General features: G+C 64.5%; 27 protein-coding genes. 17 read left to right on the top strand and 10 right to left on the bottom strand.

Annotated features, from left to right (window positions below; translation table 11 throughout):
* Positions 1-217 precede the first annotated feature (217 nt).
* From SKP52_RS22975 to SKP52_RS22985, 3 genes are read left to right on the top strand one after another with little or no spacing between them, the layout of a single operon-like run.
* A complete protein-coding gene (locus SKP52_RS22975) occupies positions 218-1,963 on the top strand; it encodes a relaxase/mobilization nuclease domain-containing protein (RefSeq protein ID WP_039579018.1) in 1,746 nt (581 codons plus the stop codon).
* A gap of 13 nt (positions 1,964-1,976) precedes the next feature.
* On the top strand, positions 1,977-3,947 hold the full coding sequence (locus SKP52_RS22980; protein WP_037553349.1) for a conjugal transfer protein TraG: 1,971 nt from the start codon (positions 1,977-1,979) through the stop codon (positions 3,945-3,947).
* Positions 3,944-4,363: a hypothetical protein gene (locus SKP52_RS22985; RefSeq protein ID WP_037553350.1), complete on the top strand. Its 420-nt coding sequence runs from the start codon at positions 3,944-3,946 to the stop codon at positions 4,361-4,363. The genes SKP52_RS22980 and SKP52_RS22985 overlap by 4 nt, the downstream gene beginning before the upstream one ends.
* A 14-nt stretch (positions 4,364-4,377) precedes the next feature.
* Here SKP52_RS22985 and SKP52_RS22990 read toward each other — a convergent pair whose 3' ends face one another.
* The 4 genes from SKP52_RS22990 to SKP52_RS23005 all read right to left on the bottom strand — a co-directional run bounded on the left by SKP52_RS22990 (position 4,378) and on the right by SKP52_RS23005 (position 6,578).
* Positions 4,378-4,575 (bottom strand): hypothetical protein, encoded by a 198-nt coding sequence (locus tag SKP52_RS22990; protein WP_037553351.1) that lies wholly within the window; start codon positions 4,573-4,575, stop codon positions 4,378-4,380.
* A gap of 238 nt (positions 4,576-4,813) precedes the next feature.
* Entirely contained in the window at positions 4,814-5,443 is a 630-nt protein-coding gene (locus SKP52_RS22995) for a hypothetical protein (RefSeq protein ID WP_037553353.1), read from the bottom strand.
* A gap of 2 nt (positions 5,444-5,445) precedes the next feature.
* Positions 5,446-6,162, bottom strand: a complete 717-nt coding sequence (locus SKP52_RS23000; protein ID WP_037553355.1) for a hypothetical protein — start codon at positions 6,160-6,162, stop codon at positions 5,446-5,448.
* On the bottom strand, positions 6,162-6,578 hold the full coding sequence (locus SKP52_RS23005; RefSeq protein WP_197411523.1) for a PaaI family thioesterase: 417 nt from the start codon (positions 6,576-6,578) through the stop codon (positions 6,162-6,164). Before SKP52_RS23005 ends, SKP52_RS23000 begins: the two co-directional genes overlap by 1 nt.
* Positions 6,579-6,761: 183 nt before the next feature.
* Between SKP52_RS23005 and SKP52_RS23010 the strand changes: the two genes are divergently transcribed.
* Positions 6,762-6,992: a hypothetical protein gene (locus SKP52_RS23010; RefSeq protein WP_037553358.1), complete on the top strand. Its 231-nt coding sequence runs from the start codon at positions 6,762-6,764 to the stop codon at positions 6,990-6,992.
* Positions 6,993-6,999: 7 nt separating this feature from the next.
* Here SKP52_RS23010 and SKP52_RS26580 read toward each other — a convergent pair whose 3' ends face one another.
* From SKP52_RS26580 to SKP52_RS23035, 4 genes are all read right to left on the bottom strand, one after another.
* A complete protein-coding gene (locus tag SKP52_RS26580; RefSeq protein ID WP_160292463.1) occupies positions 7,000-7,845 on the bottom strand; it encodes a JAB domain-containing protein in 846 nt (281 codons plus the stop codon).
* A 92-nt stretch (positions 7,846-7,937) separates the two neighbouring features.
* Complete coding sequence (locus SKP52_RS26585; protein WP_037553360.1) at positions 7,938-8,423, bottom strand: hypothetical protein; 486 nt, start codon at positions 8,421-8,423, stop codon at positions 7,938-7,940.
* 32 nt (positions 8,424-8,455) lie between these two features.
* Positions 8,456-8,788, bottom strand: coding sequence for a hypothetical protein (locus SKP52_RS23030; protein ID WP_052181967.1), 333 nt, complete (start codon positions 8,786-8,788; stop codon positions 8,456-8,458).
* A 61-nt stretch (positions 8,789-8,849) separates the two neighbouring features.
* Entirely contained in the window at positions 8,850-9,368 is a 519-nt protein-coding gene (locus SKP52_RS23035) for a LuxR C-terminal-related transcriptional regulator (protein WP_052181968.1), read from the bottom strand.
* A 220-nt stretch (positions 9,369-9,588) separates the two neighbouring features.
* On the opposite strand from SKP52_RS23035, the gene trbB reads away from it, so the two are divergent.
* From trbB to SKP52_RS23100, 13 genes are all read left to right on the top strand, one after another.
* Positions 9,589-10,566: a P-type conjugative transfer ATPase TrbB gene (trbB, locus tag SKP52_RS23040; protein ID WP_037553362.1), complete on the top strand. Its 978-nt coding sequence runs from the start codon at positions 9,589-9,591 to the stop codon at positions 10,564-10,566.
* Positions 10,567-10,568: 2 nt separating this feature from the next.
* Positions 10,569-10,901, top strand: coding sequence for a TrbC/VirB2 family protein (locus SKP52_RS23045; protein ID WP_037553363.1), 333 nt, complete (start codon positions 10,569-10,571; stop codon positions 10,899-10,901).
* Positions 10,901-11,170 (top strand): VirB3 family type IV secretion system protein, encoded by a 270-nt coding sequence (locus SKP52_RS23050; RefSeq protein WP_037553365.1) that lies wholly within the window; start codon positions 10,901-10,903, stop codon positions 11,168-11,170. The genes SKP52_RS23045 and SKP52_RS23050 overlap by 1 nt, the downstream gene beginning before the upstream one ends.
* Positions 11,167-13,608, top strand: a complete 2,442-nt coding sequence (gene trbE / locus SKP52_RS23055; RefSeq protein WP_052181969.1) for a conjugal transfer protein TrbE — start codon at positions 11,167-11,169, stop codon at positions 13,606-13,608. The genes SKP52_RS23050 and trbE overlap by 4 nt, the downstream gene beginning before the upstream one ends.
* Positions 13,605-14,321 carry a P-type conjugative transfer protein TrbJ gene (gene trbJ, locus SKP52_RS23060; RefSeq protein ID WP_037553367.1) on the top strand — a complete coding sequence of 239 codons (717 nt, stop codon included), beginning with the start codon at positions 13,605-13,607 and terminating at the stop codon, positions 14,319-14,321. Before trbE ends, trbJ begins: the two co-directional genes overlap by 4 nt.
* Position 14,322: 1 nt before the next feature.
* Positions 14,323-14,574, top strand: a complete 252-nt coding sequence (gene trbK-alt, locus SKP52_RS23065; RefSeq protein ID WP_039579026.1) for a putative entry exclusion protein TrbK-alt — start codon at positions 14,323-14,325, stop codon at positions 14,572-14,574.
* Positions 14,571-15,857, top strand: a complete 1,287-nt coding sequence (gene trbL / locus SKP52_RS23070; protein WP_037556046.1) for a P-type conjugative transfer protein TrbL — start codon at positions 14,571-14,573, stop codon at positions 15,855-15,857. The genes trbK-alt and trbL overlap by 4 nt, the downstream gene beginning before the upstream one ends.
* 4 nt (positions 15,858-15,861) lie before the next feature.
* Positions 15,862-16,545, top strand: a complete 684-nt coding sequence (gene trbF / locus SKP52_RS23075) for a conjugal transfer protein TrbF (RefSeq protein ID WP_037556047.1) — start codon at positions 15,862-15,864, stop codon at positions 16,543-16,545.
* The gene (trbG, locus tag SKP52_RS23080; protein ID WP_081933119.1) at positions 16,542-17,378 is read left to right on the top strand and encodes a P-type conjugative transfer protein TrbG; all 837 of its coding nucleotides are present in this window, start codon (positions 16,542-16,544) and stop codon (positions 17,376-17,378) included. Before trbF ends, trbG begins: the two co-directional genes overlap by 4 nt.
* The gene (locus SKP52_RS23085) at positions 17,375-18,598 is read left to right on the top strand and encodes a TrbI/VirB10 family protein (protein WP_052182310.1); all 1,224 of its coding nucleotides are present in this window, start codon (positions 17,375-17,377) and stop codon (positions 18,596-18,598) included. Before trbG ends, SKP52_RS23085 begins: the two co-directional genes overlap by 4 nt.
* The gene (locus tag SKP52_RS23090; RefSeq protein WP_037556048.1) at positions 18,595-18,810 is read left to right on the top strand and encodes a DUF2274 domain-containing protein; all 216 of its coding nucleotides are present in this window, start codon (positions 18,595-18,597) and stop codon (positions 18,808-18,810) included. The genes SKP52_RS23085 and SKP52_RS23090 overlap by 4 nt, the downstream gene beginning before the upstream one ends.
* 131 nt (positions 18,811-18,941) lie before the next feature.
* Positions 18,942-20,729, top strand: coding sequence for a competence protein CoiA family protein (locus SKP52_RS23095; RefSeq protein ID WP_171005348.1), 1,788 nt, complete (start codon positions 18,942-18,944; stop codon positions 20,727-20,729).
* A 61-nt stretch (positions 20,730-20,790) separates the two neighbouring features.
* Entirely contained in the window at positions 20,791-23,997 is a 3,207-nt protein-coding gene (locus tag SKP52_RS23100; RefSeq protein ID WP_052182311.1) for a hypothetical protein, read from the top strand.
* Here the strand turns inward: SKP52_RS23100 and SKP52_RS23105 are convergent, their stop codons facing one another.
* Both SKP52_RS23105 and SKP52_RS24915 read right to left on the bottom strand, forming a co-directional pair.
* Entirely contained in the window at positions 23,998-25,266 is a 1,269-nt protein-coding gene (locus SKP52_RS23105; RefSeq protein ID WP_120218387.1) for a site-specific integrase, read from the bottom strand. It lies immediately after the preceding gene.
* A 278-nt stretch (positions 25,267-25,544) separates the two neighbouring features.
* Entirely contained in the window at positions 25,545-26,039 is a 495-nt protein-coding gene (locus SKP52_RS24915) for a PilZ domain-containing protein (protein ID WP_148309219.1), read from the bottom strand.
* Between the last annotated feature and the right edge of the window lie 444 nt (positions 26,040-26,483).

Genomic DNA, 26,483 nt, shown 5'->3' on the forward strand with positions numbered 1-26,483 from the left:
TCCTGGCGATATTTGCTGGAGTGCGCCGGTCCATGGATAGGCACTGCTTGGCGTTCAGAAGGGGTTCGGGGGGATGGCAAGATAAAAGACCTGCCAGCTCGCCGGCAGATTGTGGTTGGATTACAGCGCTTTATGCGTATGGCACCCCCCTCCGGCTGCCATATCGACCTCTGGATTTCCGAGGCAGAACAAGCGCTTACGATATGGCACCGGCGTTGTGAGCGGCGACGAGCATGATTTTCGGGTGCGACCGGGAAGGGGTCGCGATGCGGGTTCGGGATCGGCGCGGCGCGGGAAGAGGCTCGCGGCGCAGGTGCGCAAGGCAGCCGCCCGCTCGGGTTACACCCGCTCCCGTCGGGGCGGCGGCGGTCGCAGCGGAACCGGTCGGCATGGCCGCGGCCGCGCCGCGCTTGCGACGATCCGGCGCGGCCCCGCGCAGCGCCGCGTGACGGTCATGGCGCGCATCGTCCGGCATAAGGGCGCGCAGTTTCGCTCCGCGCCTCTCGCACGGCATATCGCTTATCTCGAACGCGACGGCGTCACCCGCGATGGTCGCGATGCCATGATGTTCGATGCGTCTGGAGATACCGCCGACCGCGAGGCCTTTGCCGATCGCTGCGCCGACGATCGCCATCATTTCCGTTTCATCGTCAGCCCTGAAGATGCGGAGCAATTGCAGGACCTTCGGACCTTCACCCGCGATCTCATGGGCCGGATGGAGAAGGATCTCGAGACCCGGCTCGACTGGGTGGCGGTCGATCACTGGAACACCGACAATCCGCATATCCATATACTCCTGCGCGGCGTCGCCGAGGACGGAAGCGACCTGGTCGTCGACCGCGCTTATATGTCGGAAGGCGTGCGCGGACGGGCGTCGGAGATCGCGACCCTCGAACTCGGCCCGCGAAACGAACAGGAGATCGACGCGAGCCTCGTGCGGGAGACGGGCGCCGAGTGTTGGACCGGGCTCGATGCGCGCCTGCGCGAACGCGGCGGCGAAACGGGGATCGTCGATCTTCGTCCCGACCCAAGCTCGCCGCCGGGCCGCGATCGGCATCTCATCGGACGTGCGGCGAAGCTCGAGGCGCTTGGGCTTGCGACGCGCCTTGGACCCGGCATTTTCGAGATCGATCCGCGCGCCGAAACCCTATTGCGCGACCTCGGCGAGCGAGGCGACATCATCAAGGGCGTCCACCGCGCCATGCGCATGCAAGGGCTCTCCTTCGACGCATCGAGGCTCGCCCTTCACGGCGAGGCGGAGCGTTCGGGCCTCGTCGGGCGGCTGGTCGCACGCGGCCTCGACGATGAGCTTGCCGGCTCCGCCTTCGCCATCGTCGACGGGACCGATGGACGGACCCATCACATCAAATTCTCCGATCTCCAATGGACCGGGGACGCGAAGCCGGGCGCGGTCGTCGAGCTGCGGCGCTGGGAAGGACGCGACGGCGGCGAGCATCTCTCGCTCGCCCTGCGATCGGACCTTGCGGTCGCCGACCAGACATCCGCGCGCGGCGCAACCTGGCTCGACCGCGAGCTGGTCGCGGCGAAGCCCACGGCAGGAACCTCGGGCTTCGGCATCGATGTTCGCCGCGCCATGGCAGCGCGCGCCGAGTTTCTCGCGAGCGAAGGCCTCGCGAGCCGACAGAACGGCAAGCTCGTACTGGCGCCCGATCTCATCGAAACGCTGAAGCGGCGCGACCTCGAGGCGGCCTGCGAAACCATCGCCGCGCGCACCGGGCTCGCGCATCGCCCGCCGGCCACCGGCGACGCGGTGAGCGGGACCTACCGCGAGCGCGTGTCGCTCGCCTCGGGGCGCTTCGCGATGATCGACGACGGCCTTGGCTTTCAACTCGTGCCCTGGCGCCCGGCGCTCGACCGGCACCTCGGGCAGCATGTCACCGGCACCGCCACCGCGGGCGGCATCGACTGGAGCCTTGGCCGCGATCGCGGGATCGCAATCTGAGAAAGGATGAACGATGAGCGACAGGATATTATGGGGCCAGATCTTCGCGGTGCTGCTGATCGTCCTCGCGGCGGTCTGGACCGCGACCCAAGCGACGGCGGAAGCGCTCGGATTTCAGGCGGCGCTCGGTGCCCCCTGGTTCCGCATCGGCGACTATCCCGTCTATCCCCCGCCCGCCTTCTTCTGGTGGTGGTTTGCCTTCGACGCCTATGCGCCGCCGATCTTCTATCGCGGTGCCGCGATCGCCGCGTCGGGCGGGCTGCTGTCGGTTGTTGTCGCGATCAGCATGTCGGTGTGGCGTGCGCGCGAGCGCCGGCGGGCCGAGACCTACGGATCGGCACGCTGGGCGCAGGAGCGTGAGATACGGGCTGCCAACATGCTCGGCCCCGATGGCGTCATTCTCGGGCGCATGGCCGGAACATACCTGCGTCACGATGGCGCCGAGCATGTCCTCTGCTTCGCGCCGACCCGATCCGGAAAGGGCGTCGGCCTCGTGGTGCCGACCCTGCTGACTTGGCCGGGGAGCTGCATCGTCCATGACATCAAGGGCGAGAACTGGCAGCTCACTGCGGGCTTTCGCGCAAAGCATGGCCGGGTGCTGCTCTTCGATCCGACCAACCCCGCATCGGCCGCCTATAATCCGCTCCTCGAAGTCCGGCGCGGCGCGTGGGAAGTACGCGATGTGCAGAATGTCGCCGACGTGCTGGTCGATCCCGAAGGAAGCCTCGAGCGCCGAAACCACTGGGAGAAGACAAGCCACGCCCTGCTCGTCGGCGCGATCCTCCATGTTCTCTACGCCGAGGAGGAAAAGAGCCTTGCCGGTGTCGCGGCCTTTCTGTCGAACCCCGAGCGCAAGATCGAGGCGACGCTCCACCGGATGAAGACCACCAGCCATTTGGGAGATCGCGTCCACCCGGTCGTCGCCGCGGCGGCGCAGGAGCTGCTCAACAAGAGCGAGAATGAGCGGTCCGGCGTGCTGTCGACCGCCATGTCCTTCCTCGGTCTTTATCGCGATCCGGTGATCGCCAAGGTCACGGGACATTCCGAGTGGCGCATCGCGGACCTGATCGGAAGCGAGCGCCCGGTCTCGCTCTACCTCGTGGTGCCGCCCGGCGATATCAGCCGGACCAAGCCGCTCATGCGCCTGATCCTCAACCAGATCGGGCGGCGGCTGACCGAGGAGCTGAATCCCAAGGCACGGTCGCAACGGCTGCTGTTCATGCTCGACGAGTTTCCCGCGCTCGGACGTCTCGATTTCTTCGAAAGCGCGCTCGCCTTCATGGCGGGCTATGGCATCAAGGCCTTTCTGATCGCCCAGTCGCTCAACCAGATCGAGAAGGCCTATGGCCAGAGCAATGCGATCCTCGACAATTGCCACGTCCGGGTCAGTTTCGCGACGAACGATGAGCGCACCGCCAAACGGATTTCCGATGCGCTTGGCACTGCGACCGAGCAACGCGCGATGAAGAATTATGCCGGCCATCGGCTCTCGCCCTGGCTCGGCCATTTGATGGTGTCGCGCACCGAAACCGCCCGGCCGCTGCTCACCCCCGGCGAAGTCATGCAGCTCCCCCCGGACGACGAGATCGTGATGGCCGCCGGCCTCGCACCGATCCGGGCCAAGAAGGCGCGCTACTATGGCGACCGGCGCCTGGCCGGCCGCGTCATTCCGCCGCCCGCACCCGGTCGCGGTCTTCCCGCCGGCCACGATTGGATGGCCGACCGGGTACAGCAGCCGATGGAGACGAAAGCGAAGGCGGCGGAGGACGATGACGCGGCCAATGGCGGCATTCGGCAGGAACCCGAACTTCCCGTCCATGAGGATATCGCGCCGCCGCCGCCGCGCAGCGTCAATGGCGAGTTTGATTTCACCGAGGACGGAGCACAAGCCGATGCAGCGCGGCTTCGCGCCGCCGCGGATCGGCGGATGGCGCGGCGCGCTCAAGCTGCCGCGCTCGATCCCGACGATGGGATCCAGCTGTGATCCGATCGCATGTCAAACAGACATTCCGGATCGAAACCGGCCTGTCGCGCGACCTGACAGACCTTGCCCGCCGACGCGGCCTCACCCGGACCGAAGTGCTGGAGGCTGCACTGCGCTCCTTTCTCTCGCCCGATCAGGAGGAGCGGATCGAGGCGCTGTTGACCCGGCGCCTCGACCGCATCGGCCGCCAGCTCGACCGCATCGAATGGCATGGCGAAATGTCGGGAGAAGCGATGGCCCTGTTCGTTCGACACTGGCTCACGAGCACGGCGCCTTTGCCCGATGATGCATTGCCGGCCGCGCAGGCCAGCGGGAAGCGGCGGTGGGAGGCTTTCGTCGATGCCCTTTCACGTAGGATGGAAGTTGGACCAAAGCTCGCCGCGGAGCTGATGCGTGATGTCGGCGGTTCCAATTGAAGCCTTTAACCGGCTCATCCAGCCCGCAGTTTTAAGAGAAAGCTGATGGCCTCGGCGGGGACACCGCACAGGGCAGCCGCTAGCAGCAGTATCGCGAGAGCCAGATATTTGGCCAGAGGAGTTCGGCACAGCTCGAGAAGCACCGCCGATTTGTGGCGGCCCAATTGCACAAGCGCCATGAACTGGGCGAGCTCGGCCTCACGGTCAGTCATCGGACGATCACCTACGGGCGGGAGAGGGGGCATGTCGGTCATCACAAACCTCACGGATTCATCGCAAAAATGGCGCGCTGTTACAGATGCGCGTGCGGGTTACCGTGAGGGATAAGCCCTCCGGGCTGGAGTGCCCCTCAGGCGAGTCGCTTGTCAACAGGGTGAATCGCAATTTTATCAACAGTCGGGGGTGCGTCTGGGGATATCTTGCCGCATTTCCGGGAAAGCCGGAGTTCGTTCAGTCCTCTTCGCCCTGCTGCTCGCGCTCGCGTAGTCTCTCGGCATAGCGGTAGCTCGCTTCGACGGAGTGATAGTCATCGGCGTAGCGATCGATGTCGCCGAGCGCGCATTCGACCTCATAGGCCACCGTATGGGGAGACGAGCCCGGGCGCTTTCGGCCCAGCCAGCGCTCTAGCTTGTCGAAGCGGCTCTGCATCCCCTGCACGCTGCATGCGATGCGCAGATCGTCGAGATTGCTGCTCGTTCGATTGCGGCTCCAGGCCCTGCAGGCGAACTCAAGCTCTTCACCCCGTGTCGGAGGGCGATCGCTGAGATCAGCCCCACCATCTTTCGCAAGGGTCGGGTCGGCCTGTACACCGGCAAGGCCCGCACTGAGTGCCTCGCACAGTTCGCTATGATATTTATCCCGGAGCGCGGCGTCCCAATCATAGGGGCCAGCGCCGACGAAAAGATGCGGCAGCTTGAAATGCGCCCCCACTGCCTTCGGCAGCATCTTCTCGATCCGGATCACTCCGCGAATGACGCCGAGAAGGCGCTCGGCGTCGATCCCGGCCCAGGGCCGCGCCAGATTTTCGAGCGCGCCAAGGTTCGAATTGGTGGGCGTGTCCCCCGTGTTCCAGTATCGCATGGTCAGTGCTTCAGTTTCTCTTTGGCCTTGATCCCTAATATGGCTTTCGCTTCCTCGCTCGCATTCTTGCCGATCTCGTCGAGGCGCTTTCTCACTATGGGGTCCGCGAGGAGCTGAGCCTTGGGTCCTTCGCCGGAACCGCAGACGACAGCATAGAAGAGCCGGTATAGCTCCTGTGCATGCTCGGCTCCGGCCACGGCAGCGTCGATGTCGCCCTGCCGGTAAACCAGTATGTCCTTGTCATCGATGGGTTCGGGCCTGATCACGCCGCGTCCATCGGGCAATATCTCAGATCTTTGTCGATGGCTGACATTATGGTTCACGATCGTCTTCGGATGGGTGAGCAGGATTGCATCCGGCAGTTCGGAGCTATGACCCCAGACGCGGTGCGCAAACTGGTTACGCTCGGTTCGCGAGGTCTCGGCCACCGACCCGATGGTCTGCAGGAGCAATTGCTGCCATTCAGGAAGCGCTTCCTTGGCCGCGGCGTTGAGCGCCGACCTCTGGCCTCCCGAATTGACGAGCGAAAGATACATGGCCGTGCCCACCGCGATATCGGCTTTCAGCATGCGGCTGAGGATGCTCGCGAGATCGCCATCGATGTGGGCCCAGAGCGCTATGATATAGGCTACATCAGCCGCGAACGGCGAACGGCGCAAAACGCCGGGGCCAAAGAACAGCTGCCCATCGGGCGCGACATCGAAAAGGCGTTCGGGCATCAGCCGCGATCCAGGCCGCCCGTGGACACCACCCGTGCCGAGGCCGTCGCGCGCGCCACGCATCGGCCCTCGGCGTCGAAAAGCTCGCCCTCGAGAAAGGCGACCGTCTTCCCCAATTGGACGATCCGGCCGACACCGGTGAAGCTGCCCGGCCGCGCGGGAGCGAGATAGCTGATGTTGAGCGAGATGGTTGCGCAATAATAGGCGCCCCCCGATTTCACGAGAACCGTCGGTCCCAGCGTATCGTCGAGCATCGCAGCGACGAAGCCGCCCTGGATATTGCCTCCGGGATTACAGAAGGCGGGCTTCCCTTCCATTCTCACCCGTATGGTGCCGGTGGCTTCCTCGGCCTCGATAAGCTCCCAGCCAAGTGTTTCTGCGCAGGGCGGGCGTGCGAAGCTGTCGAATATGCTCATGTCCATCTCCCGATGCTGCCCGGCTAGTGCAGGCATTCGGCAGCATAGTGACGGGCCTCTCCCCCAAACTCCAGACCTGTCGCAATCAGCATTCCATCCTGGACCAATCTGTCTGGTCATGCTCGCTTTTCTCCGGGGGCGAATGCTGGCATCCCCGGTGCTCCATCACATTGGGAGAGAATAATGGACGAAGACGCTTTGTTCGCGGTTGGAACAGTCCTGGCGGCGATCGGCGGCCTGCTGGAACGAAAGGGCGTCTGTACCACCACCGAATTTGCCGAAACTCTTGGCGGCGTTGCCCTGATGACCGCCGAGTCCGGTGAGCAGTACCGGAACCGTGCCGCCTATGTCGGCAGTTGGGCACAGATGGTGCGCGCTGCCGCCGAACATGCTGGCGGCGCGCGCGAGCATTGACCCACCCTCATTCGGCGCCAGCTTCGAAATAGGCGCGCATCCGGTGGGCAATGACTGGGTCGAGCCGGATGAAAGTCCGGCGGCCGTCGATCGGATCGGGCACGCGGCGCGTAATCCCGGCATCGCAGAGGCGCTGTGCCAGCCTCAACGCGCTGCTCATTGGGATCGAGGATGTGACGCACAGCGCGCTGATGGAGAGACGCTTGCGTTCGCATTCGTGAACGAAGAGATCGATCAGCATCTCCCAAGCGGGATCGCCGAATAGTTCGGGTGTCCCGATCAGCTGCTGGCGGAGGAGGCGCCTGCGCATTGCGGCCCTTGCATTGGCCAGCGCAATGTCCCCGTGGTCGATGCGCGCGGGACCTCCCGGACTTCGCAATGTGAAGGAGGCTGACGGAATGGGCGTCCCGGCAAGAGTGTCATTGCTGATGACGTGATGACAGTGGGTTGATGTCACGACGATGTGGTCGATGATCTCGACGTTGAGCGACCGTCCGATCATTTCGAGCTTCCGCGTCGCTTCGATGTCCTCGACGCTGGGGCGATGGTCGCCGCTCGGATGGTTGTGCACGAGGATCAGCCCGGCGGCATTGAGTTCGAGCGCACGCCGGAAGATCGTCCGGGGGTAGATGGCAAGCTGGGCAAGTGTACCGCTTTGCAAAACTTCGTCGGCAAGAAGATGTCGCCCGCCGTCGAGAAAAAGGATGCGGAGCCGTTCGTCGGAAAGCGAGCCCATCGACATGATAAGATAGGAGCGCAGCCTCCGATCGAAAGGATCGATGCTGATACCTCGAAGGTCGCCTGAAAAGCTCTCGGCGGCGAGCTTGCGCGCCTCGAGAATGACCTCTGCCACCTGCGGCGCGTCGCCAATTACGCGAGCAAGTGCTTCGGGCGACTGCGCCCAAATGCGGCTGATCGAATGAAACGCAGCAAGAAGCTGGTCGGCTAGTGCTTCGCAGCGTTCCGGCTCGATGGTCGCAATGAAATGTACCAGGACCGATCGCTGCCGGCCTGAGCCAATCGCTTTTGGTGTTGCCAGGTTGCGGCCACGAGGAGCGGCGGAAGAAGCCAGGATGCAGCAACCTGCATCGTCAGATAAGCTATCGGATGAAGGTCCATGTCGATCGCGCGGGTCGTGTGAGCCAGCAGCGGAAGGAATTGCAGGACCGCCGCCAGCATGGGCCAGAAACGATAGGCCGTCAGCGCTACGGTCATCGTCGCGGCCGCCGCTATCAGATCGATCAGGAGGTGACCCGCATCGACCGAGAGGAAATTCACCGCGAATATCAGGTGTAGAGCTTGGTCGGAAATCAGCATGAACAGGAGAATGGCTGCTACTGCCTTCTCCGGGCCGCCCCCTTTCCGGAGGGCGTAGACGAGAGCCACCAGCAGCAATGTCACGAAGATTGCGATCCGCAGCATCGCGCTCATTCACCATGCCGATGGCCCATCGTCAATGTCGCTCAGCTCACCAGGGCAATCTTCGCCGGGCCAGCCTCGGCAACTGCCGGGCATTCGTGAAGATCGAGGCCCGACGTTTCACGGCCGATGTCGGCAAGGTCGCCATGAACACGAAGGATGTCGCCGCTCACACCAACCAGCGCCAGCTGCGCCTCGGCAATACGGCGGATCGTCGCATGGCCCTTGGCAGCGGGGACGCCTGCCGTGTCGCGACGTGCGGTTACCACTTCCGCCATGAGCGACGATACGGCGATAAGGGCGCCGTCTATCTGTGCCTCAGCGGCAGGCACCACTTTCTGCAACCGCTCGGCCGCAACGTTGTTCAGATTTTGCATAGACTCTCCTCTCCGGGGAAGCGCACCGCGCTCCCGGACCATGGTTCAACAAGAGTTGGGATCAGGCCGCGGCGAGCCGGGTCAGCGAATGACCGATCGACAGGCCTGCGATCACCATGAGCAGGATCGCAATGAGCAAACTCACGACGATCACGACCCGGGCCTGAGGCCTGTAATTTGGCCTCAGCAAATCCCTGAACGGAGAGCCTTCGCTCCGAGGCCCGGCTCGGCTTGCCAAATTATCGTTCAGATGCAGCAAGCTGGCGGGGTCACCGTCCGGGAAGTCGGATGGCACCAGCTCGGGGGCTGGCGGTAGTATGACCGGATCACATGGTATCCGATCATAGGTCTGGCGCAGCCGCGCATAGATGATCGCGGTCTCGTCACGGTTGGCCGCGCCCAGCGTGTCGCGTGCGGTGGTGAGCCGCAGATCCACCGCCTGCTTCGATATGTCGAGGTCGCGGGCGATCTGTTTCGAGGTTTTTCGTTCCAGCAGCAAATCGAGACAGGCCCGCTGCTTTTCTGTCAAGCGCGTCCACCTCAAGAACTCGTCCGAATGCTGCGACCCCGAATCACTCATCCTGACACTGTTGTCAAAATTACGCTCGGCACAACCCGCCGACCTTCATTTAATCGCCACCGAATCGGAACTGATCGCATCGCGGCCTACGCCATTCTCTGTCTTTCTTACCCACAGTACGACGCGCGCAAATCTCTGTTGAAAATAGTGAATCTCTGCGTCTCTTACTCGTCCCCGTCGAGCCGGGCGTCCTTGCCCGGACCATCCAACGGGGACTATCATGGGCGCAGAGCCGGTCCGTTTCGAGGCGCAGGGGCGTGGTGCCCGCATGCTGCGTACAGCGCTTGGCGGCGCAATTGCCGAGTGGCTTGCCGACCCCGCGGTCATCGAAATCATGCTCAATCCTGACGGTCGGCTCTGGGTCGATCGCCTCGGCGCAGGGATCACCGATAGCGGTATCCTGCTCGCGGCCACCGACGGTGAGCGCATCATCCGGCTCGTGGCGCATCATGTCGGCGCCGAGGTCCATGCCGGGTCGCCGCGCGTGTCGGCCGAGCTTCCCGAAAGCGGCGAGCGCTTTGAGGGTCTGTTGCCGCCCGTGGTCGCGGCGCCGACCTTCGCGATCCGCAAGCCCGCGGTCGCCGTCTTCTCGCTCGGCGATTATGTCGCAGCCGGCATCATGTCCGCACCGGCGGCCGAGGCGCTACGCTCCGGGGTCGCCGAGCGCCTCAATATCCTCGTCGCCGGCGGAACCGGGACGGGCAAGACGACGCTCACCAATGCCCTGCTCGCCGAGGTCGCCAAGACCAGCGAACGCGTCGTCCTGATCGAAGACACCCGCGAGCTCCAATGCGCGGCTCCGAACCTCGTCGCGATGCGCACCAAGGATGGGGTCGCGTCGCTGTCCGATCTCGTCCGTTCCTCGCTTCGGCTTCGGCCGGACCGCATCCCGATCGGCGAGGTCCGCGGTGCCGAGGCGCTCGACCTTCTGAAGGCTTGGGGCACCGGACATCCCGGCGGCATCGGCACGATCCACGCGGGCAGCGCGATCGGCGCGCTCCGCCGCATGGAGCAGCTCATTCAGGAAGCCGTGATCACGGTCCCACGGGCCCTCCTCGCAGAAACGATCGATCTCGTTGCCGTTCTCGTGCGCGACGGCGCCGGGCGGCGCCTTGCCGAACTCGCCCGCGTCGACGGTCTCGATGCGTCGACCGGCGACTATCGCATCACCCCCCTCTTTACCCCCGAAGGAGACTGACCATGACCCACGCCGCCCGGCGGGAGGCGCCGCGCTTCCTGCTCGCCTCGACCGCTCTCTATGTCGCGCTCGTTACCGCCTTGCCCGCTCGGGCCGGTGGCTCGTCGATGCCGTGGGAAGCGCCGCTGCAATCGATCCTCGAAAGCGTCGAGGGGCCCGTCGCGAAGGTGATCTCGCTGATCATCATCATCATCACCGGGCTGACCATCTCGTTCGGCGACACGTCGGGCGGTTTTCGCCGCATGGTCCAGATCGTGTTCGGGCTGTCGATCGCCTTCGCGGCGTCGAGCTTCTTCCTGACCTTCTTTTCCTTCGGCGGCGGAGCCGTCGTCTGATGGATGCCCCGGCCGAAGTCACCGGTTTCTTCGCGCCCGTGCACCGCGCGCTCGCCGAGCCGATCCTGCTCGGCGGCGCGCCGCGCGCCCTCGCGATCGCCAATGGCACGCTCGCGGCCGGGATCGGCCTTGGCCTCCGCCTCTGGATCGCGGGTCTCGTCCTCTGGATCGTCGGCCATGCGCTCTCGGTCTGGGCGGCGCGCCGCGACCCGCAATTCGTCGACGTCGCCAAGCGTCACCTCAAATATCCTGTCTGGATGCGGCCATGATGAACCTCGCCGAATATCGCTCGAAGTCGGCCTGCCTTTCCGATTATCTCCCCTGGGTCGCGCTGGTCGCCGAGGGCGCGGTGCTCAACAAGGATGGCTCGTTCCAGCGAACCGCGGCCTTCCGCGGCCCCGATCTCGACAGCGCCACCCCCGCCGAACTCGTCGCGGTCACCGCCCGGCTCAACAATGCGATCCGGCGCCTCGGCTCCGGCTGGGCCTTGTTCGTGGAGGCGCAGCGGCTGCCGTCGAGCGATTATCCCGCATCCTCATTTCCCGATCCGGCATCCGCTCTTGTCGACATGGAGCGCCGCGAGCAATTCCGGGAGGAAGGGGCGCATTTCGAGAGCCGCTATTATCTGACCCTCCTGTGGATGCCGCCGGCCGAGGATGCCTCGCGGGCGGAGGGCTGGCTTTATGAGGGTATGGAGCGCTCGGGGGTCGATCCGAAGGAGCATCTCGCGAGCTTCATCGACCGGTCGAACCGCATCCTTCATCTCGTCGAAGGCTTCATGCCCGAGGCCGAATGGCTCGATGACGGCGAGACGCTGACCTATCTCCATTCAACCGTATCGACGAAGCGGCAGCGTGTCCGGGTTCCCGAGACGCCAGTCTATCTCGACGCGCTGCTGACGGACCAGCCGCTCATCGGCGGGCTTGAGCCGCGGCTCGGCGAGCAGCATCTGCGGACCCTGACGATCACGGGCTTTCCGACCGCGACCTGGCCCGGCCTCCTCGACGATCTCAACCGGCTGGCCTTCGCCTATCGCTGGTCGACCCGCGCGATCATGCTCGACAAGACAGACGCGACCAAGCTGCTGACGAAAATCCGGCGACAATGGTTCGCCAAGCGCAAGTCGATCGCGGCGATCCTCAAGGAGGTGATGACCAACGAGCAATCGGCGCTCGTCGACAGCGATGCCTCGAACAAGGCGGCCGACGCCGACATGGCGTTGCAGGAGCTCGGCGCCGATCATGCCGGCGTCGCCTATGTGACCGCGACCGTCACCGTGTGGGACAGCGACGCGGCCCTCGCCGCCGAGAAGCTCCGGCTGGTCGAGAAAGTCATCCAGGGGCGCGACTTCACCTGCACGATCGAGGGCATGAACGCGATCGAGGCCTGGCTCGGGAGCCTGCCCGGCCACGCCTACGCCAATGTCCGCCAGCCGCCGATTTCCACCCTCAACCTTGCCCACATGATCCCCCTGTCTGCCGTGTGGGCGGGGGCGGAACGGGACGAGCATTTCGGAGACGCCCCCTTGCTCTATGGCAAGACCGAAGGCTCGACCCCGTTCCGCCTTTCCCTCCATGTCGGCGACGTCGGTCATTGCCTCGTCGTCGGTCCGACGGGGGCAGGCAAATCGGTGCTGCTCGCGACGATGGCGATGCAGTTTCGCCGCTATCCGGGCTCGCAAATCTTCGCGTTCGATTTCGGCGGCTCGATCCGCGCCGCAGCCCTCGCGATGGGCGGGGACTGGCAGGATCTTGGCGGGGCGCTCCACGATGGCGAGGGCGGCGTGGCGTTGCAGCCGCTCGCCCGGATCGACGAGGCGTCCGAGCGGAGCTGGGCTGCCGAATGGCTCGCCGCGCTGTTCGCGGGCGAAGGCATGATGATCGACCCGGCGGCGAAGGAGCATCTCTGGTCGGCGCTGACCTCACTCGCGACGGCGCCTGTCGCCGAACGCACGCTGACGGGGCTCGCGGTGCTTCTCCAGTCGCGCGACCTCAAGCAGGCGCTCGCGCCCTATTTGGTCGGCGGACCCTGGGGGCGGCTGCTCGATGCCGACGAGGAGCGCATCGGGGCCGCGCGCGTGCAGGCCTTCGAGACCGAAGGCCTTGTCGGCGCCGCGTCGGCGGGACCCGTCCTGTCCTATCTGTTTCACCGGATCGCCGGACGGCTCGACGGCTCGCCGACGCTCATCATCATCGACGAAGGCTGGCTCGTGCTCGACAGCCCGGCCTTCGCGGCGCAGCTCCGCGAATGGCTGAAGACGCTCCGCAAGAAGAATGCGAGCGTGGTCTTCGCGACGCAGAGCCTTGCCGACATCGAAACCTCTAGCATCGCACCCGCGATCATCGAGAGCTGTCCGACCCGCATATTTCTGCCGAACGAGCGCGCGCTCGAGCCGCAGATTGCCCGCATCTACGAGCGCTTCGGTCTCAATGACCGGCAAATAGAGATACTGAGCCGGGCGACCCCGAAGCGCGACTATTATTGCCAGTCGCGGCGCGGCAATCGCCTCTTCGACCTGGGGCTAGGCGAGGTTGCGCTCGCCTTCACCGCGGCATCTTCGAAGACCGATCAGACGCGCATCGCGGAGCTGTTCGCAGCGCACGGCCCCGAAGGGTTCGCGGCCGCCTGGCTTTCCCACCGCAAGCTCGAATGGGCGGCCGAGCTGCTCCCCACCATTGCCGCCCCCAATGAGGAGTGCCCCCGATGAAGAAGAATATCGTCCGCGCCGTCGCTGCCGCGGCACTTGTGTTGCTGCCCGTGTCGGGCGCGATGCTGGCCGTCCCGGCGAGCGCCCAGCTCGGCGGCATCGTCCACGATCCGCGCAACTATTCGCAGAATATCCTGACCGCGGCGCGCACGCTCGAGCAGATCAACAACCAGATCAAGCAGCTGCAGAATCAGGCGACCTCGCTGATGAACGAGGCGAAGAACCTCAACAGCCTGCCGACATCGACGCTGGGCACGCTCGAGGCGCAGGTCGACCAGACGCGCCAGCTCCTCGCGCAGGCAGAGGGCATCGCGTTCAACGTGTCGGACATCCAGAAGGGGTTCGAGGCGCGCTACAAGGGCGGAGCGCTGACGGGCTCTGCCGCCGAGATGGTCGCCAATGCCGAGGCGCGCTGGAAGGACAGCGTCGGCGCCTTCGAGGATGCGATGAAGGTGCAGGCCGGCATCGTCACGAACATGGGCGGAACGCGGACGTCGATCTCGACGATCGTCGGCGCCAGCCAGTCGGCAACCGGCGCGCTGCAGGCCGCGCAGGCGGGCAACCAGCTGCTCGCCATCCAGTCGCAGCAGATCGCCGATCTCGCCGCCGTCATGAGTGCGCAGGGCCGCGCCGAGATGCTCGATGCCGCGCGCGCGGCGGCCGCCGAGGCCGAAGGCCGCGAGCGCTTCCGCCGCTTCCGCAAGGGCAATTGAGATGGGCCGGGCGGGCGGGCTGGTGATGGGGGCAATCGTCCTGGGTCTTGCGCTGACCCTTGCCCTTGTCGCCGCGCTCGATCCGCCCGCGCCCCGTGCGTCCGCCCCCGCGATCTCCGGGGCGGACGCACCCCCCGATTATGGCGACACGCTTCGTCGCTGCCGAACCGCCACCGAAGCCGATCCCGAATGCGAGGCGGCCTGGGAAGCGAAGCGGCGCCATTTCTTCCGGACCGAAAAGAGCAAGCCATGAACGACACCGGCGTCATCGATAATTTCCTGTCGGTCTTCTCGACCTATATCGACAGCGGGTTCGGTCTGCTCGGCGGCGAGGTCGGCTTCCTGTCCTCGACGCTGATCGTGATCGACATAACGATCGCGGCGCTCTTCTGGGCATGGGGCACCGACGAGGATGTGCTGCAGCGGCTGGTGAAGAAGACGCTCTATATCGGCGTCTTCGCCTTCATCATCGGCAATTTCCAGGCGCTGGCCACGATATTGCTCGAGAGCTTCGCCGGGCTGGGCCTGAAAGCGGCAGGAAGCGCGATGGCGATCGGCGATTTCATGCGCCCCGGCATGATCGCGTCCACCGGCCTCGATGCCGCCGAGCCCTTGCTCGACGCGACCGCCGATCTTGTCGGCCCGGTGGGGCTCTTCACCAACTTCGTCCAGATCCTGATCCTGCTGATCGCCTGGGTGATCGTCGTGATCGCCTTCTTCATTCTCGCGGTGCAGGTCTTCGTCACGATCCTGGAGTTTAAATTGGTGACGCTCGCGGGCTTCGTCCTGCTGCCCTTCGCCTTCTTCGGACGTACCGCCTTCATGGCCGAGCGCGTCCTCGGCCATATCATCTCCTCGGGCATCAAGCTGCTCGTGCTCGCGGTCATCACCGGCATCGGCACGACCCTCTTCCAGCGCTTCATGGACGCGGGGCTCGGGACCGAACCCGACATCCGCGAGGTGATGGCGATCGCCCTCGGCGCCTTGACCCTGCTCGGTCTCGGCATCTTCGGTCCGAGCGTCGCCAACGGCATCGTGGCGGGCGGCCCGCAGCTCGGCGCAGGCGCCGCCGCAGGCACGACCCTCGCGGCCGGCGCCACGATCGCCGCCGGGGCCGCCGGCGCGACGCTGGCGGCGGGCGCGGCGAGCAGCGCCGTCGGTCGCACCGCGCTCGGCGCCTCGCGCGCGTCCGGCAGCGCTTCGGCATCCTATGCCCGGGGCGCGGCCGGGAAGAGCGGGATGCGGGCGTTCGGTGCGGGGCTCGCCAATGTGGCGCGTGACACGGCGCGCGGCGCGGGTTCGCCGCTCCGCGCCGCGGCTGACCGCCTGCGTCAAAGCTATGCCGCGGGGCAGGCGGGCAAGTCCGTGGCCGGCGCTGCCACCGCGAGCGACGGCGCGGCGTCGCCCCCGACCTGGGCGGCCGCCATGAAGCGACGTCAGGCCGTCACCTCGGGCGCCACCATCGCCTCGCAGACCCTCAAGGCCGGCGACAGCCATGGCGCCGGCTCCGCTCCCGACATCAGCCAGAAGGATTGAACCCATGTTTCGACGCCCGTCCCAACATTATGGCAAGTCCCCGGTCCCGGTTACGCCCTACCAGCGCGCGGCGCAGGTCTGGGACGACCGCATCGGCTCGGCCCGCACCCAGGCGAAAAGCTGGCGCCTCGCCTTCTTCGGCTGTCTCGCGCTTTCGGGCGGACTCGCCTCGGCGCTCGTGTGGCAGTCGCTCCGCGGCACGATCACCCCTTGGGTCGTCGAGGTCGACAAGCTCGGCGAGGCAAGATCGGTGGCGCCCGCCGATGCCGACTTTTCGCCGACCGACCCGCAGATCGCATTCCATCTCGCGCGCTTCATCGAGCATGTCCGCTCGATCCCGGCCGATCCGGTGGTGCTCCGAAAGGACTGGCTCAGCGCCTATGACTTCACCACGCCCAAGGGCGCGCAGGCGCTGAGCGATCACGCCCGCGCGAACGATCCCTTTGCCGAAGTCGGCAAGATGCAGGTCGCCGTCGATGTATCGAGCGTCATCCGCGCATCGCGCGACAGCTTTCGCATCGCCTGGACCGAGCGCCGCTATCAGGATGGCAGCCTGGTCGAGACGTCGCGCTGGTCGGCGATCCTGACCACCTCGATCCAGCCGCCCCGCACTCCCGACGCCCTGCGCCGGAACCCGCTCGGCGTTTTTGTCACCGCTATTTCTTGGTCGAAGGAGCTCAGCCAATGATCCGCCTTACCCTTCTTCTCGGCGCTGCCGCGCTCGCGCTGCCGGCGCAGGCGGCACCCGCCGATCCGCGCACGCAGGTCGGCCGCGCGAACGACGCGGCGCGCGTCCAGCCCGAGCGCGCGACCTTCCTCAACGCCATCCAGAAATATGCCTGGGCCGATGGCGCGCTGTTCCAAGTCTACACCGCCCCCGGACAGGTCACCGACATCGCATTGCAGGAAGGCGAGGAGCTTGTCGGTCCGGGGCCTGTCGCGGCCGGCGACACCGTGCGCTGGGTGATCGGCGATACGGTGAGCGGGACGGGCGCGTCGCGCCGCGTCCATATTTTGGTGAAGCCCACGCGCCCCGACATCATGACGAATCTGGTCATCAACACCAGCCGTCGGACCTATCACATCGAGCTGCGCGCGACCCCCGCCACCTATATGGCGGCGGTCTCCTGGTCCTATCCGCAGGACGAGCTGATCGCGCTTCGCTCCGCCGAGACCGAACAGGCGCGGCTCGCTCCGGTTGCAGGCGGGATCGATTTCGCGGCGTTGAGTTTTGCGTATCGCATCTCCGGCGCGAAGGTCCCCTGGCGGCCGGTGCGCGTTTTCGACGATGGGCGCCAGCTCTTCGTCGAGTTCGGTGCTGCGATCGCAACCGCGGACATGCCCCCGCTGTTCGCGGTCGGCGAGAAAGGCGCGGCGGAGCTGCTCAACTACCGGGTCGACGGCCGTTACATGATCGTCGACCGCCTTTTCGATCGCGCTGAACTCCGGCTGGGGAGCGGGCGCGGCGCCAAGGCCGTGCGGATCGAACGCGAAACGCCGCGCGCGCGAGGCCGGTCGTGACGGCGCCCGAACAGCCGGGCACGGAAGCTGTGCCCGCCGAGGCCGAGGTTGCGCCGATCGCCCCTGCGAGCCCCGATGCGTTCCGCTTGGCGGGTGAGACTCCGCGGGTCATGCGTCTGTCACGGAAAACGCTGGCGGTTATCGGCGGGGCCGGCGGTCTTGCGATTGCGGCATCGCTCATGTGGGCGCTGCGAACGCCGGCCCCGGCCGAGCGTCGGGAGCTCTATGAAGCGAGCAACAATGCGCGGCCCGACGCGGTCCCCGGAGCACCCGCCGATTATGGCGCCGTGCCGAAGCTCGGTCCGCCGCTCCCCGGCGACCTTGGCCGGCCGATCGTTGCGGCGCAGGGGAGCGGCGAAGCCATCCCCGTCCCGCCGATCGGCGCGGAAGGGCGCAATCCTCCCGATCCGCGCGTGGCGGCCGCCGAACAGGCGCGGCAGCGGGCACTGCAGGAGCGCGAGAGCGCCCAGACGAGCCGGCTCTTTCTGGGGGGCGGAACCGCAAGTTCCGCAGCAACAGATATTGTGCCCGCCGAGGCGGCCGCGCCCGAACAGGCGGCGGAGCCTCGCACGGCCAATGAGGGGCGGCGTCAGTTTCTGGCATCGGGTTCGAAACGGCCCCTCGAAAGTGGCGAGCGGCTGATCGCCCCGAGCTCCGCGCTGATCGTCCAGGCCGGGACTGTCATTCCGGCAGCGCTCATCACGGGCATACGCTCGGACCTTCCGGGCCAGATCAGCGCGCAGGTGACGCAGAATATCTATGACAGTCCGACCGGGCGTATCCTGCTCATCCCGCAAGGGTCGCGGTTGATCGGCGAATATGACAGCGAGATCGCGGCGGGACAGAGCCGGGTGCTCCTCGCATGGGATCGCCTCATCTTGCCCGGCGGACGATCGATCCGCCTCGAACGGCAGCCCGGCGCCGACGCCGCAGGCATGTCGGGGCTGGAGGATCGGGTGAACAATCATTGGGGCCGGATGGTCCGCGCCGCGCTCGTCTCGACCCTGCTCGGGGTCGGGAGCGAGCTCAGCGTCGGCGGCGACGACGAACTCGCCCGGGCGCTCCGCTACGGGATGCAGGACAGCACGAGCCAGGCCGGGCGCCGCATCGTCGAGCGCGAACTGGCGGTGCGTCCGACGCTCACCATCCGGCCGGGTTTCGCGCTCCGCGTAGTCGTCACCCGCGACCTTATTCTCGAGCCGCAGGCGGATTGGAGATGAGTCGGCTGCGACTTGGGCCGATCGTCGAGGAGAAGCCGGTCAAGGCTACTGTCGAACTCACGGGCAAGCTTGCGCGCGATCTCGCTGACTATGCCGCGGCACATGCGAAGGAAAATGGCCTGTCGGAGCCGTTGTCGATCGAACGGCTCATACCGCCGATGCTGGAACGGTTCGTCGCGACCGATCGCGGTTTTGCGAAGGCGCGGCGTTAGGCGGTAAAGAGTATTTTGTATGCGCACACAGGGTCGATTATGATCGCCCTGTGGACGAGCATTTTGCTCCTGAGCGGCCGACCCAACCTCCGCGGCCTTGCACAACGAAGCCCGATCCCTCGGGCTTGCGGGTGCCATTCGCTGCATGCGGCGATGGCGTGGTTCGGCACGTCGAACAGATCGTATCGCACCGCGACGGCCCCTTTACCTGCCTTGGATGCAAGGAACGACTGACCCTTCGGCTCCCGAAGAAGATGCGGAAGCATTTCGCGCACCAGTCCGACAGCCGATGCTCAGGCGAGACGGCCCTGCATCTCTACGCCAAGCTGCTGCTGGCTGCTGTCCGGTGGGTCACCCTGCCAAGCCTTGTCCTCCGCGAGGAGCGATTGGAGGAGGTCGTTTTCGAAGGCGGGCAATTCGCGCTCGACGAGGTGAGGCTAGAGACATCGGAGGGCGATTTTCAGCCCGATGCCATGGTGTGGATCGGGTCCGATCGCCGCGCGGTGGAATTCAAGGTGTCGCACGCGGTCGATGAGGAGAAGCAGCAGAAGGTCGCGCGCGCAGGCTGCCCGATGATCGAGATCGATCTTTACGGAGTGCGTTGGCGCCAGCTTGATGGCGCCGAACTCGACCAGCAGATTTTGCACGACGCACCGCGGCACTGGATCCATCATCCGGATCGCGAGCGTTCCGCGCAGCGCCTGTCCGAGCGGGTCACGGCGGAAGCGACGCGCAAGGGCGAGGCGCTCCGATGGCATATCCGGGAGCGACCGCAGAAGCCTCCCGTCGATACCGAATGGGTCGCGGAGATCATGGCCGACCTGCAATATGCCGAACTGGACTATCTGCTCGGGGCCAAGAGCCGGATGGGCCATTGGTTCACGGTAAGGCCGCAGCTTTGGCAGGCGGCGCTCGTGCATGCCCTGATCTACACGCCGAGCATCAAATACTCGGCGGGATCGGACATCCATATCCATGGCGAGTGGCCGAACGAGGCCAATCTCGAGAGCGTGCTGCCGACATGGATGCTGCGCACCGACCTCAGCAATTACAAACCGAACGCGCTGGCAGCGGCCGGCTACTCGCGGGAGAGTTTCGGGTCGCCCAGCCAAGCCGTGACCGAATATCTCTTCAATCTCTTCACCGATCGGCAGGCTGTGGTGTGGGAGCGTGACGAGCAGCGCTTCTATGTCGACCCCGATCTTCATGCCCGCGTTCACAATCGCTACGACCTTGAGCGCACCGTTGCCTGCATCGCCAAGGATGCCGGCCATCCCGATCCCGATGGTTTCAGCCGGCGCTGGATGCGGCGATATAATGTCGACGGCCGAAATCCTTGGAAGGTGGCGGCGGAAGGCGGCGATGATTTTCACGCGCTGGACAAGCGGGTCCGGGCGATCTTCGACATGTCGCGCAGCTATCGCGACCTTCCCATCGTCGACGATCTTTGCGGATTGCCCTTTCAGGAGTGGCGCGACGGTATCCGACAGAAGCGCGAGGCGAAGGAAGCCGCCGAGCGCAAGCGGATCGAAGACGCAAAGGAAAGCCGGCGGCGGAACTTCGCCATTGCCGCGAAAAACGCGCTCAAGGACGAGGCCGAGACCTGGCTCGCATCGACGGTGGTCGATGGAGTGCCGATCACCGAGTGGGCGTGTGGCAGCGACGATCTCTATTGGCGAGCCTTCAGCCATATCGAGCGCGCCGAGGACGTGAGGAAGCGCCGGGTTTTGGCGGCGGAAGCGGCGGAGGAATTTCGTAAGCGGCTCACGACCGCCTCCAACAAGGCCTTCCGCGATCCCGACCGCGCGCACCTTTTTCTCAACAGTGCGCACCCGAAGCTTGCCGGTCGTCGCCCGATCGAAGCTTGTGAGACCGATGCGGATTTGAGAGTCGCTCTGGCGCTTCTCCCGAAAGTGTAGCGGAGCAGGCCGGAAGGAATTCCCGCTCGCGTGTGAAATCGCGATGTTCTAGACTTGTTCTATGGACCAGCCCGACGATTCGGCCGATCAGCTTGCGGCAACACGCGCCATCCTTCCCTCGGAATTCATGCGCCAGCTGAGACCCGACGAGTTTTCCGATAGCGGGTCCGAGCCTGCCTTCATCCTCGAAGCCTATGAGCTGGAGCAGCGCCTCGAGTATGTCACGGCGCGCAACGAGACCCATGATTTCGAGATTTTCTGTCGGAAGCTTTGCGAGCGGATCGTCTGCAAGAATCTGAAGCCTGCGACGGGCCCGGAGGGCGGCGGTGACAGCAAGGCCGACAGTGAGACCTTTGCGGTCTCCGACGAGATTACGACACTTCACTATGTCGGCGAGGCCAACTCTGGAAGCGAGCGCTGGGCGTTTGCTTTCAGCGCGAAGAAGCAGTGGCAGCAGAAGGCGCGATCGGACATCGAGGGGATCGCGGCGACTGGGCGTCCCTATACGAAGGTGTTCGTCGTCACCTCGCGTTATGGCCGCTCCAAAGATGTCGCCAAGATTCAGGATGAGCTGTCAGAGAAATTCGGCTTTCGCGTCGAGATATTCGACCGAAGCTGGATCATCGACCGGGTTCTGACGCACGGAAATCAGGATATCGCTGTCGACTATCTCGGAGTCGGTAAGCGAAACGAGAAGGCGCGTGTCGGGCCAGCCGACTACGCGCGGTCGCAGCAACTCGAAGATCTGGAGAAGGCAATCCAGGACCCTGCCGCTTATGCCGGCATCGAGGCGCAGCGCGTGACCGACGCCCTGCTCGCTGCGACGCTTTCGAAGGAGTTGGAGCGGCCGCCTTTCGAGACCCATGGGCGATTTGATCGGGCGATCCGCATCGCCGATCAACATGGTCTGCTCAGCCAGCAGATCGAAGCACGCTATCAGCGGCTTTGGACGGCCTTCTACTGGTTCGACGAGTTTGACCTCCTGGACCGCGAGTTTGACGCGTTCGCTGAACTCGCGTTTGGCTCGCCCGCGGCGCGACACGCGGAACGCCTTGCAAACCTTCTGCAATGCCTGATTACGGCGGTCGCACAGGGCTATCGTTCAGCCGAACAGGTTCGCCTCTCGGAACGCCGGTCCGCGTTGGTCGCTCGCCTCGAATTTTTTGCGGGTCAGAAGGACCGTCCCAACAATGCGCTCGAAGCGCGCACGACCTCCCTAATGCTCGAGATCACCTCCCTTGCGTTCGATCGACGCGACGAAATCTCCCCCTTTTGGCAGGAAGCCGAAGCTATCCTCGAAGCGGCGTCGGGGCTCGCTGAATATGATGCCGAGCGGCTCGCGCAGCTGATCGAGGAGGTGGGGCCGCTTGCCGGGAACGATCCGGCCTATGGTGAACTGGTCGACAAGCTCGCAGACTTCATGGGCAAGCGGGTCGGCGAAGGCGAGAGTGGACGTATTTTGCTGCGAAGGGCGCGGCGGCTCGACACAAATGCGGACCGTCTTGAGATAATTCGTCTGCTCGGACGGGCCACGCATCAACTCACCAAGCGCGAATATGCGGAAGAGCTCATCGAAGCGAGCTACATGCTCGCGGTCGCCTATCGGGGCACCGGTACGCTCTGGGCTGCGCGTGCCGCGGCGCTGTTTGCTGTCGCATCGATAATTGCAGATTCGGAGCACGATAGCCATCCATCGGTCACCCTCGTTCCCGCGTTGATGCTCCTCATCTGGATAGACATCGAGTTGCGGCTGCTGCCCGAGGCGCTCGACGCGATCCGGATGGTGAATGGTTGCCGAAAGTTGCTGCCGCTCGACGACGCTTCGAAGGTTCGCGTCGACGAGAGGTTGAAGGAATTTGATGGCGTCCTCACTTGCCAGTTTCTCAACAGCTCGGCCGATGACTTCGAGGCGATGGCGGGCCTCCCGACGGTTCTGGAACGCCTTGGTTTGCCTATGTCCTGCGGCGCGCTTCTCTACGCCTTGGGCTATGCGGAGCGCCTGGGTGAACGTCAGCCCGAGGAGGAGCCGGAAGGGGGACTTGAAGGCATGTTCGCGCGCGCGGCCAACCAGCCAGCGGGCGACCTCGGTGGTCGGCCGCTGGTTACCGGCAGCCCGCGACCGCACAGCATCGAGACCCGCGTTATCGGCATGCGCGTCGCGGTGCATCTATCGGGCAGCGACACAGCGCTGCTCGCCGGCCAAACCCTGCTGGCGGTTATCGACACGCTGTTTGCTACGGTTATCGGCCTGCGGATCGGAGCATTCGTCGAGCGCTTTGATATCGATCTCGTGGAAAGCGATGTTGCCACAGCACCGAACGTTGATTTCGATGGCAATAACATGCGCGCCAAACTTCATTGGCCTGCCGGATCGACACCCGCCGATCATCTCGGTGAGAGCGGAACCCATAGCCAATTCCTGCTTCTCTCAACGCTGATGCTCGTCGCGACCTCACTCGCCGACCGGCAAAAAATATCTCTGGAGAAGCTTTTTCGGGAAGAATCACTCCTTGAGCGCGTCAGCGCCGCAGTCGCGAGTTCGAACAGCCGCATCCGGGCGATGAACAGTCCAGCGTCGCGACTGACGGATTGGAACGAGCTATCGCTCGAGCGGTTTCCGCCGAAGGCCGACCGGCCGGTAATTGTAAGGGTGCCAGAGGCTGATCCCGAAGAAGAAACAATCAGCGAGCGATACGCGACTGGCGATCACCGCAGCGTCGAAGTGCGCTCGATCTTGGACATTCCGCAATGGGAGCAGGCCCGCTGGATCGGCGTGATGCTCGGTCTGCAGCATGATCTCCCGATCGTCGGATTGCACTTTGAGGATCGCGAGGCGGGACGCCAAATTTTCGAGCGTTGGCGCGAACGGTTCGGCGCACGAGATGCCAAAGGGGCTATCCACATCGCGATCTTGCGCGAACTACCTGGTCGGCCCCCGTCCCACTATGCGGTGCTATTGATGGCGGGAACTGAGCCAGGGGATTTCGCTGGTACGCTGGTGAGCATGCCGAGCCGCCTCAAGCTGCTCGAACCTGCCGCCGACACGAATCTGAGGTTCTTTCTCGATAACTATCCCGCGGGTGGCTCGTTCATTCTGGTTCCCACTTACGTGAAGGAAAATGGCGAGCCCGATCTGATGATGGACCTTGCCATACTAAAGCATGACCTCTCGATCCGGAGAGTTGCCGATATCGGCAAGTCCGATTTGGAAATCATCGGAGTGCAGCTTCTCGAGCAAATGGAGGCGCGCGACGGTTCGCCGCCTTGATCAGGCGGCGAACTTCATCTTTGCCGCCTTCCGCACGCCAGTCTCAAGATGTTTTGCGATCTCGTCCGAAGTGCGGCTGACCGCCAGCTTCACGGCTTCATCGATATGAACATAGTCCTGCGTCACACTTTGCGACGCGTGGCCTAGCATCGCGCGGATCGTGAGCTCGGAGAAGCCGAGTTCGCCCGCCATGCTGCCGAAGGTGTGGCGCAGCGTATGCGGCGTTACGCCCTCAATGCCGGCCGAGCGGCATAGTCGGGCCAAGCAGTCGCTGACGGCGGTAAACGGGCCTTCGCCATTCGACGCGGGAAAGACGTAGGGGCAGCCGGCTATTTCGGGTTGAGCGACGACGATCTTGATCGCCTCGGGTCCGATCGCCCGAAATTGTGCATCGCTCTTCGTGTCGGGGAACGCGACGTAGCCGCCCATGGGGTTAACCCACTGCCGCTGCAGCGCCTGCGCCTCTTCGCGCCGATAGCCGGTCAGAAGGAGCGTCCTGACAATTGCGAGCGCAACGGGGTTCTCGGAACCCAGTTCGGCCCGGCCGATCGCCCGACCCAGCAGCTCGATCTCGGCGATGCTGAGACGCCGGGTCCTTTTCTTGGTCGCGAGCTTCTTCGCGCCCTTCGTAGGATGTTCCGCAATCAGTCCCTTGTGCTTTGCATGGCCTAGGATGGCCTGGAGGGTGCCGAGGCTCCTCCCGGCAACGCCGGCACCGCCCGTCGGGCGGCCGCCGCGCCCGCCCGAAGGAGGCTTTCGGGTCTGACCGGTTGCAATGTCATTTTGCATTGCCTCGACGTCGGCGATCGTCAGCTTCCGCACGAGGCGTTTGCCCATCAGCGGGATGATATGCGTCAGGATGCGGCTCTCATCCATGTTGAGCGAGGTGTCCTTGATCGGGCGGTTCTTCCGTCCAAGAATGCGGCCGGCTCGCGCTTCGACGAGATACCATTCGCACATCTCGGCGACATTGAGATCCTTCCGGACCCGGCGCGACTCCTCTGCGGGATCTTCGCCAGAGGCGACCTTGCCCAACTGAATCTTCGCGAGCTCGCGGGCTTGCTCGACCGTCATCACGCCGAAGCGCCCGATCTTCACTCGCCGAACCCGGCCTTCCTCATTCATATACTGGATGACGAAGGTTTTCGTCCCGGTTGCGCCGACACGGACACCGAAACCTTTGATCTCGGTATCCCAAAGAAATGCCTGGCCTGTCGCTGGTGCAGCCAGCGCATCGACCGTCCGCTTATTGAGCTTCGCAAGCGCCACAAGTTCCTCCATCATATTACGCGAGGGTGGCCGATTCGAAAAGTAATGAGGACGTAATAGAAAATCACCGCTTCGCAGGGTAGGGCTAGGATAAATTATCGTAGGCCGAAGTCAACAAATGCTTGGATTTTCGTACCTTGGCGTAGAAAAAGAAGCTCTGGGGTATTTGCAGTAATTTCTTGCCAAGGTTGGGGTCGAGGGTTCGAATCCCTTCGCCCGCTCCAGTTTTTCTAGATATTTGCAATCGATCCCTTCAGCGAAGGGCAATGCCGCGCCATCTAGTTGGACGAAAAGTTCAGCGAGACGAGCGCGAAGACGAAAAGCAGAACGACGGCGGTGAACAAGGCCATCAGCGCCGTGAACAGGATCGCGCTGGGTGGCCGCTGTGTATATAGGCCGTCGCTACTATATACAGTGGCGGCTTCGGCAACATCGCCTTCTTCCTCGTCATGCGGTGTCCTCAATAGCGCTGCGCTGATCGCGCTCGCGGGGACCGGCGTCAGAAATTCGCACCCGAAAAGCCTGCCGTCGCTTCGAACGACGCGCGCGGGCGCGGCGCCGAGTTCGGGCAAGACGAGCAGGAAGGTTTCGCCGATGGAAAAGGCCGCGTCGGTTTCGATCAGCAGGCCGGTTCGCGACAGGTTGCGGATGATGACGGCGGATTCGACGGCCACCGACCGCGCGGCGACATCGAGGCGGAGCGTGCGGCGTTGCATCCGCCTGCGGTCGGCCGTTTCGACCGGATCCGCGATATGGGCCAGCAAGGATCTCACCACTGTCTCCCTTGGCGAATATTTATCGGCCGCAACCCTTAATATTGGATTGTCGCGGCGACTTTGCGGGTGTGTCGATCGAGCCGATCATGGCCTCGCGCAGCCCGTCCGGGTTCGCCCTATGCGAACGCGCGAACGGCGCCGATTCGCCTCTCGGCCGCGCGATCCATGCGACGAGCCGTGTTATTTTATGGATCGAATTGGGACGGAAATCGGCCCGATCCGCAGCAGCGCGCTTTTGCAGTTCGCCTCATATTTCTTTTAATATCAATGAATCACTGGAATTTCCTTCGCGCTCTTTGAGCGGGCGCTCCGCCCAAATCTCCCTTGCCTAAAAATGTGTTAACGCGCTTGCGGAGTCTCGAGAATCCATGCTTCCTAATGGGTGGGGAAGGTCCGAGTCGCTCGGACAGTGGGTCGCACTGACATTGGAAGAAATTTTGC

The sequence above is a fragment of the Sphingopyxis fribergensis genome, from assembly GCF_000803645.1.
GTDB classification, from domain to species: Bacteria; Pseudomonadota; Alphaproteobacteria; order Sphingomonadales; family Sphingomonadaceae; genus Sphingopyxis; species Sphingopyxis fribergensis.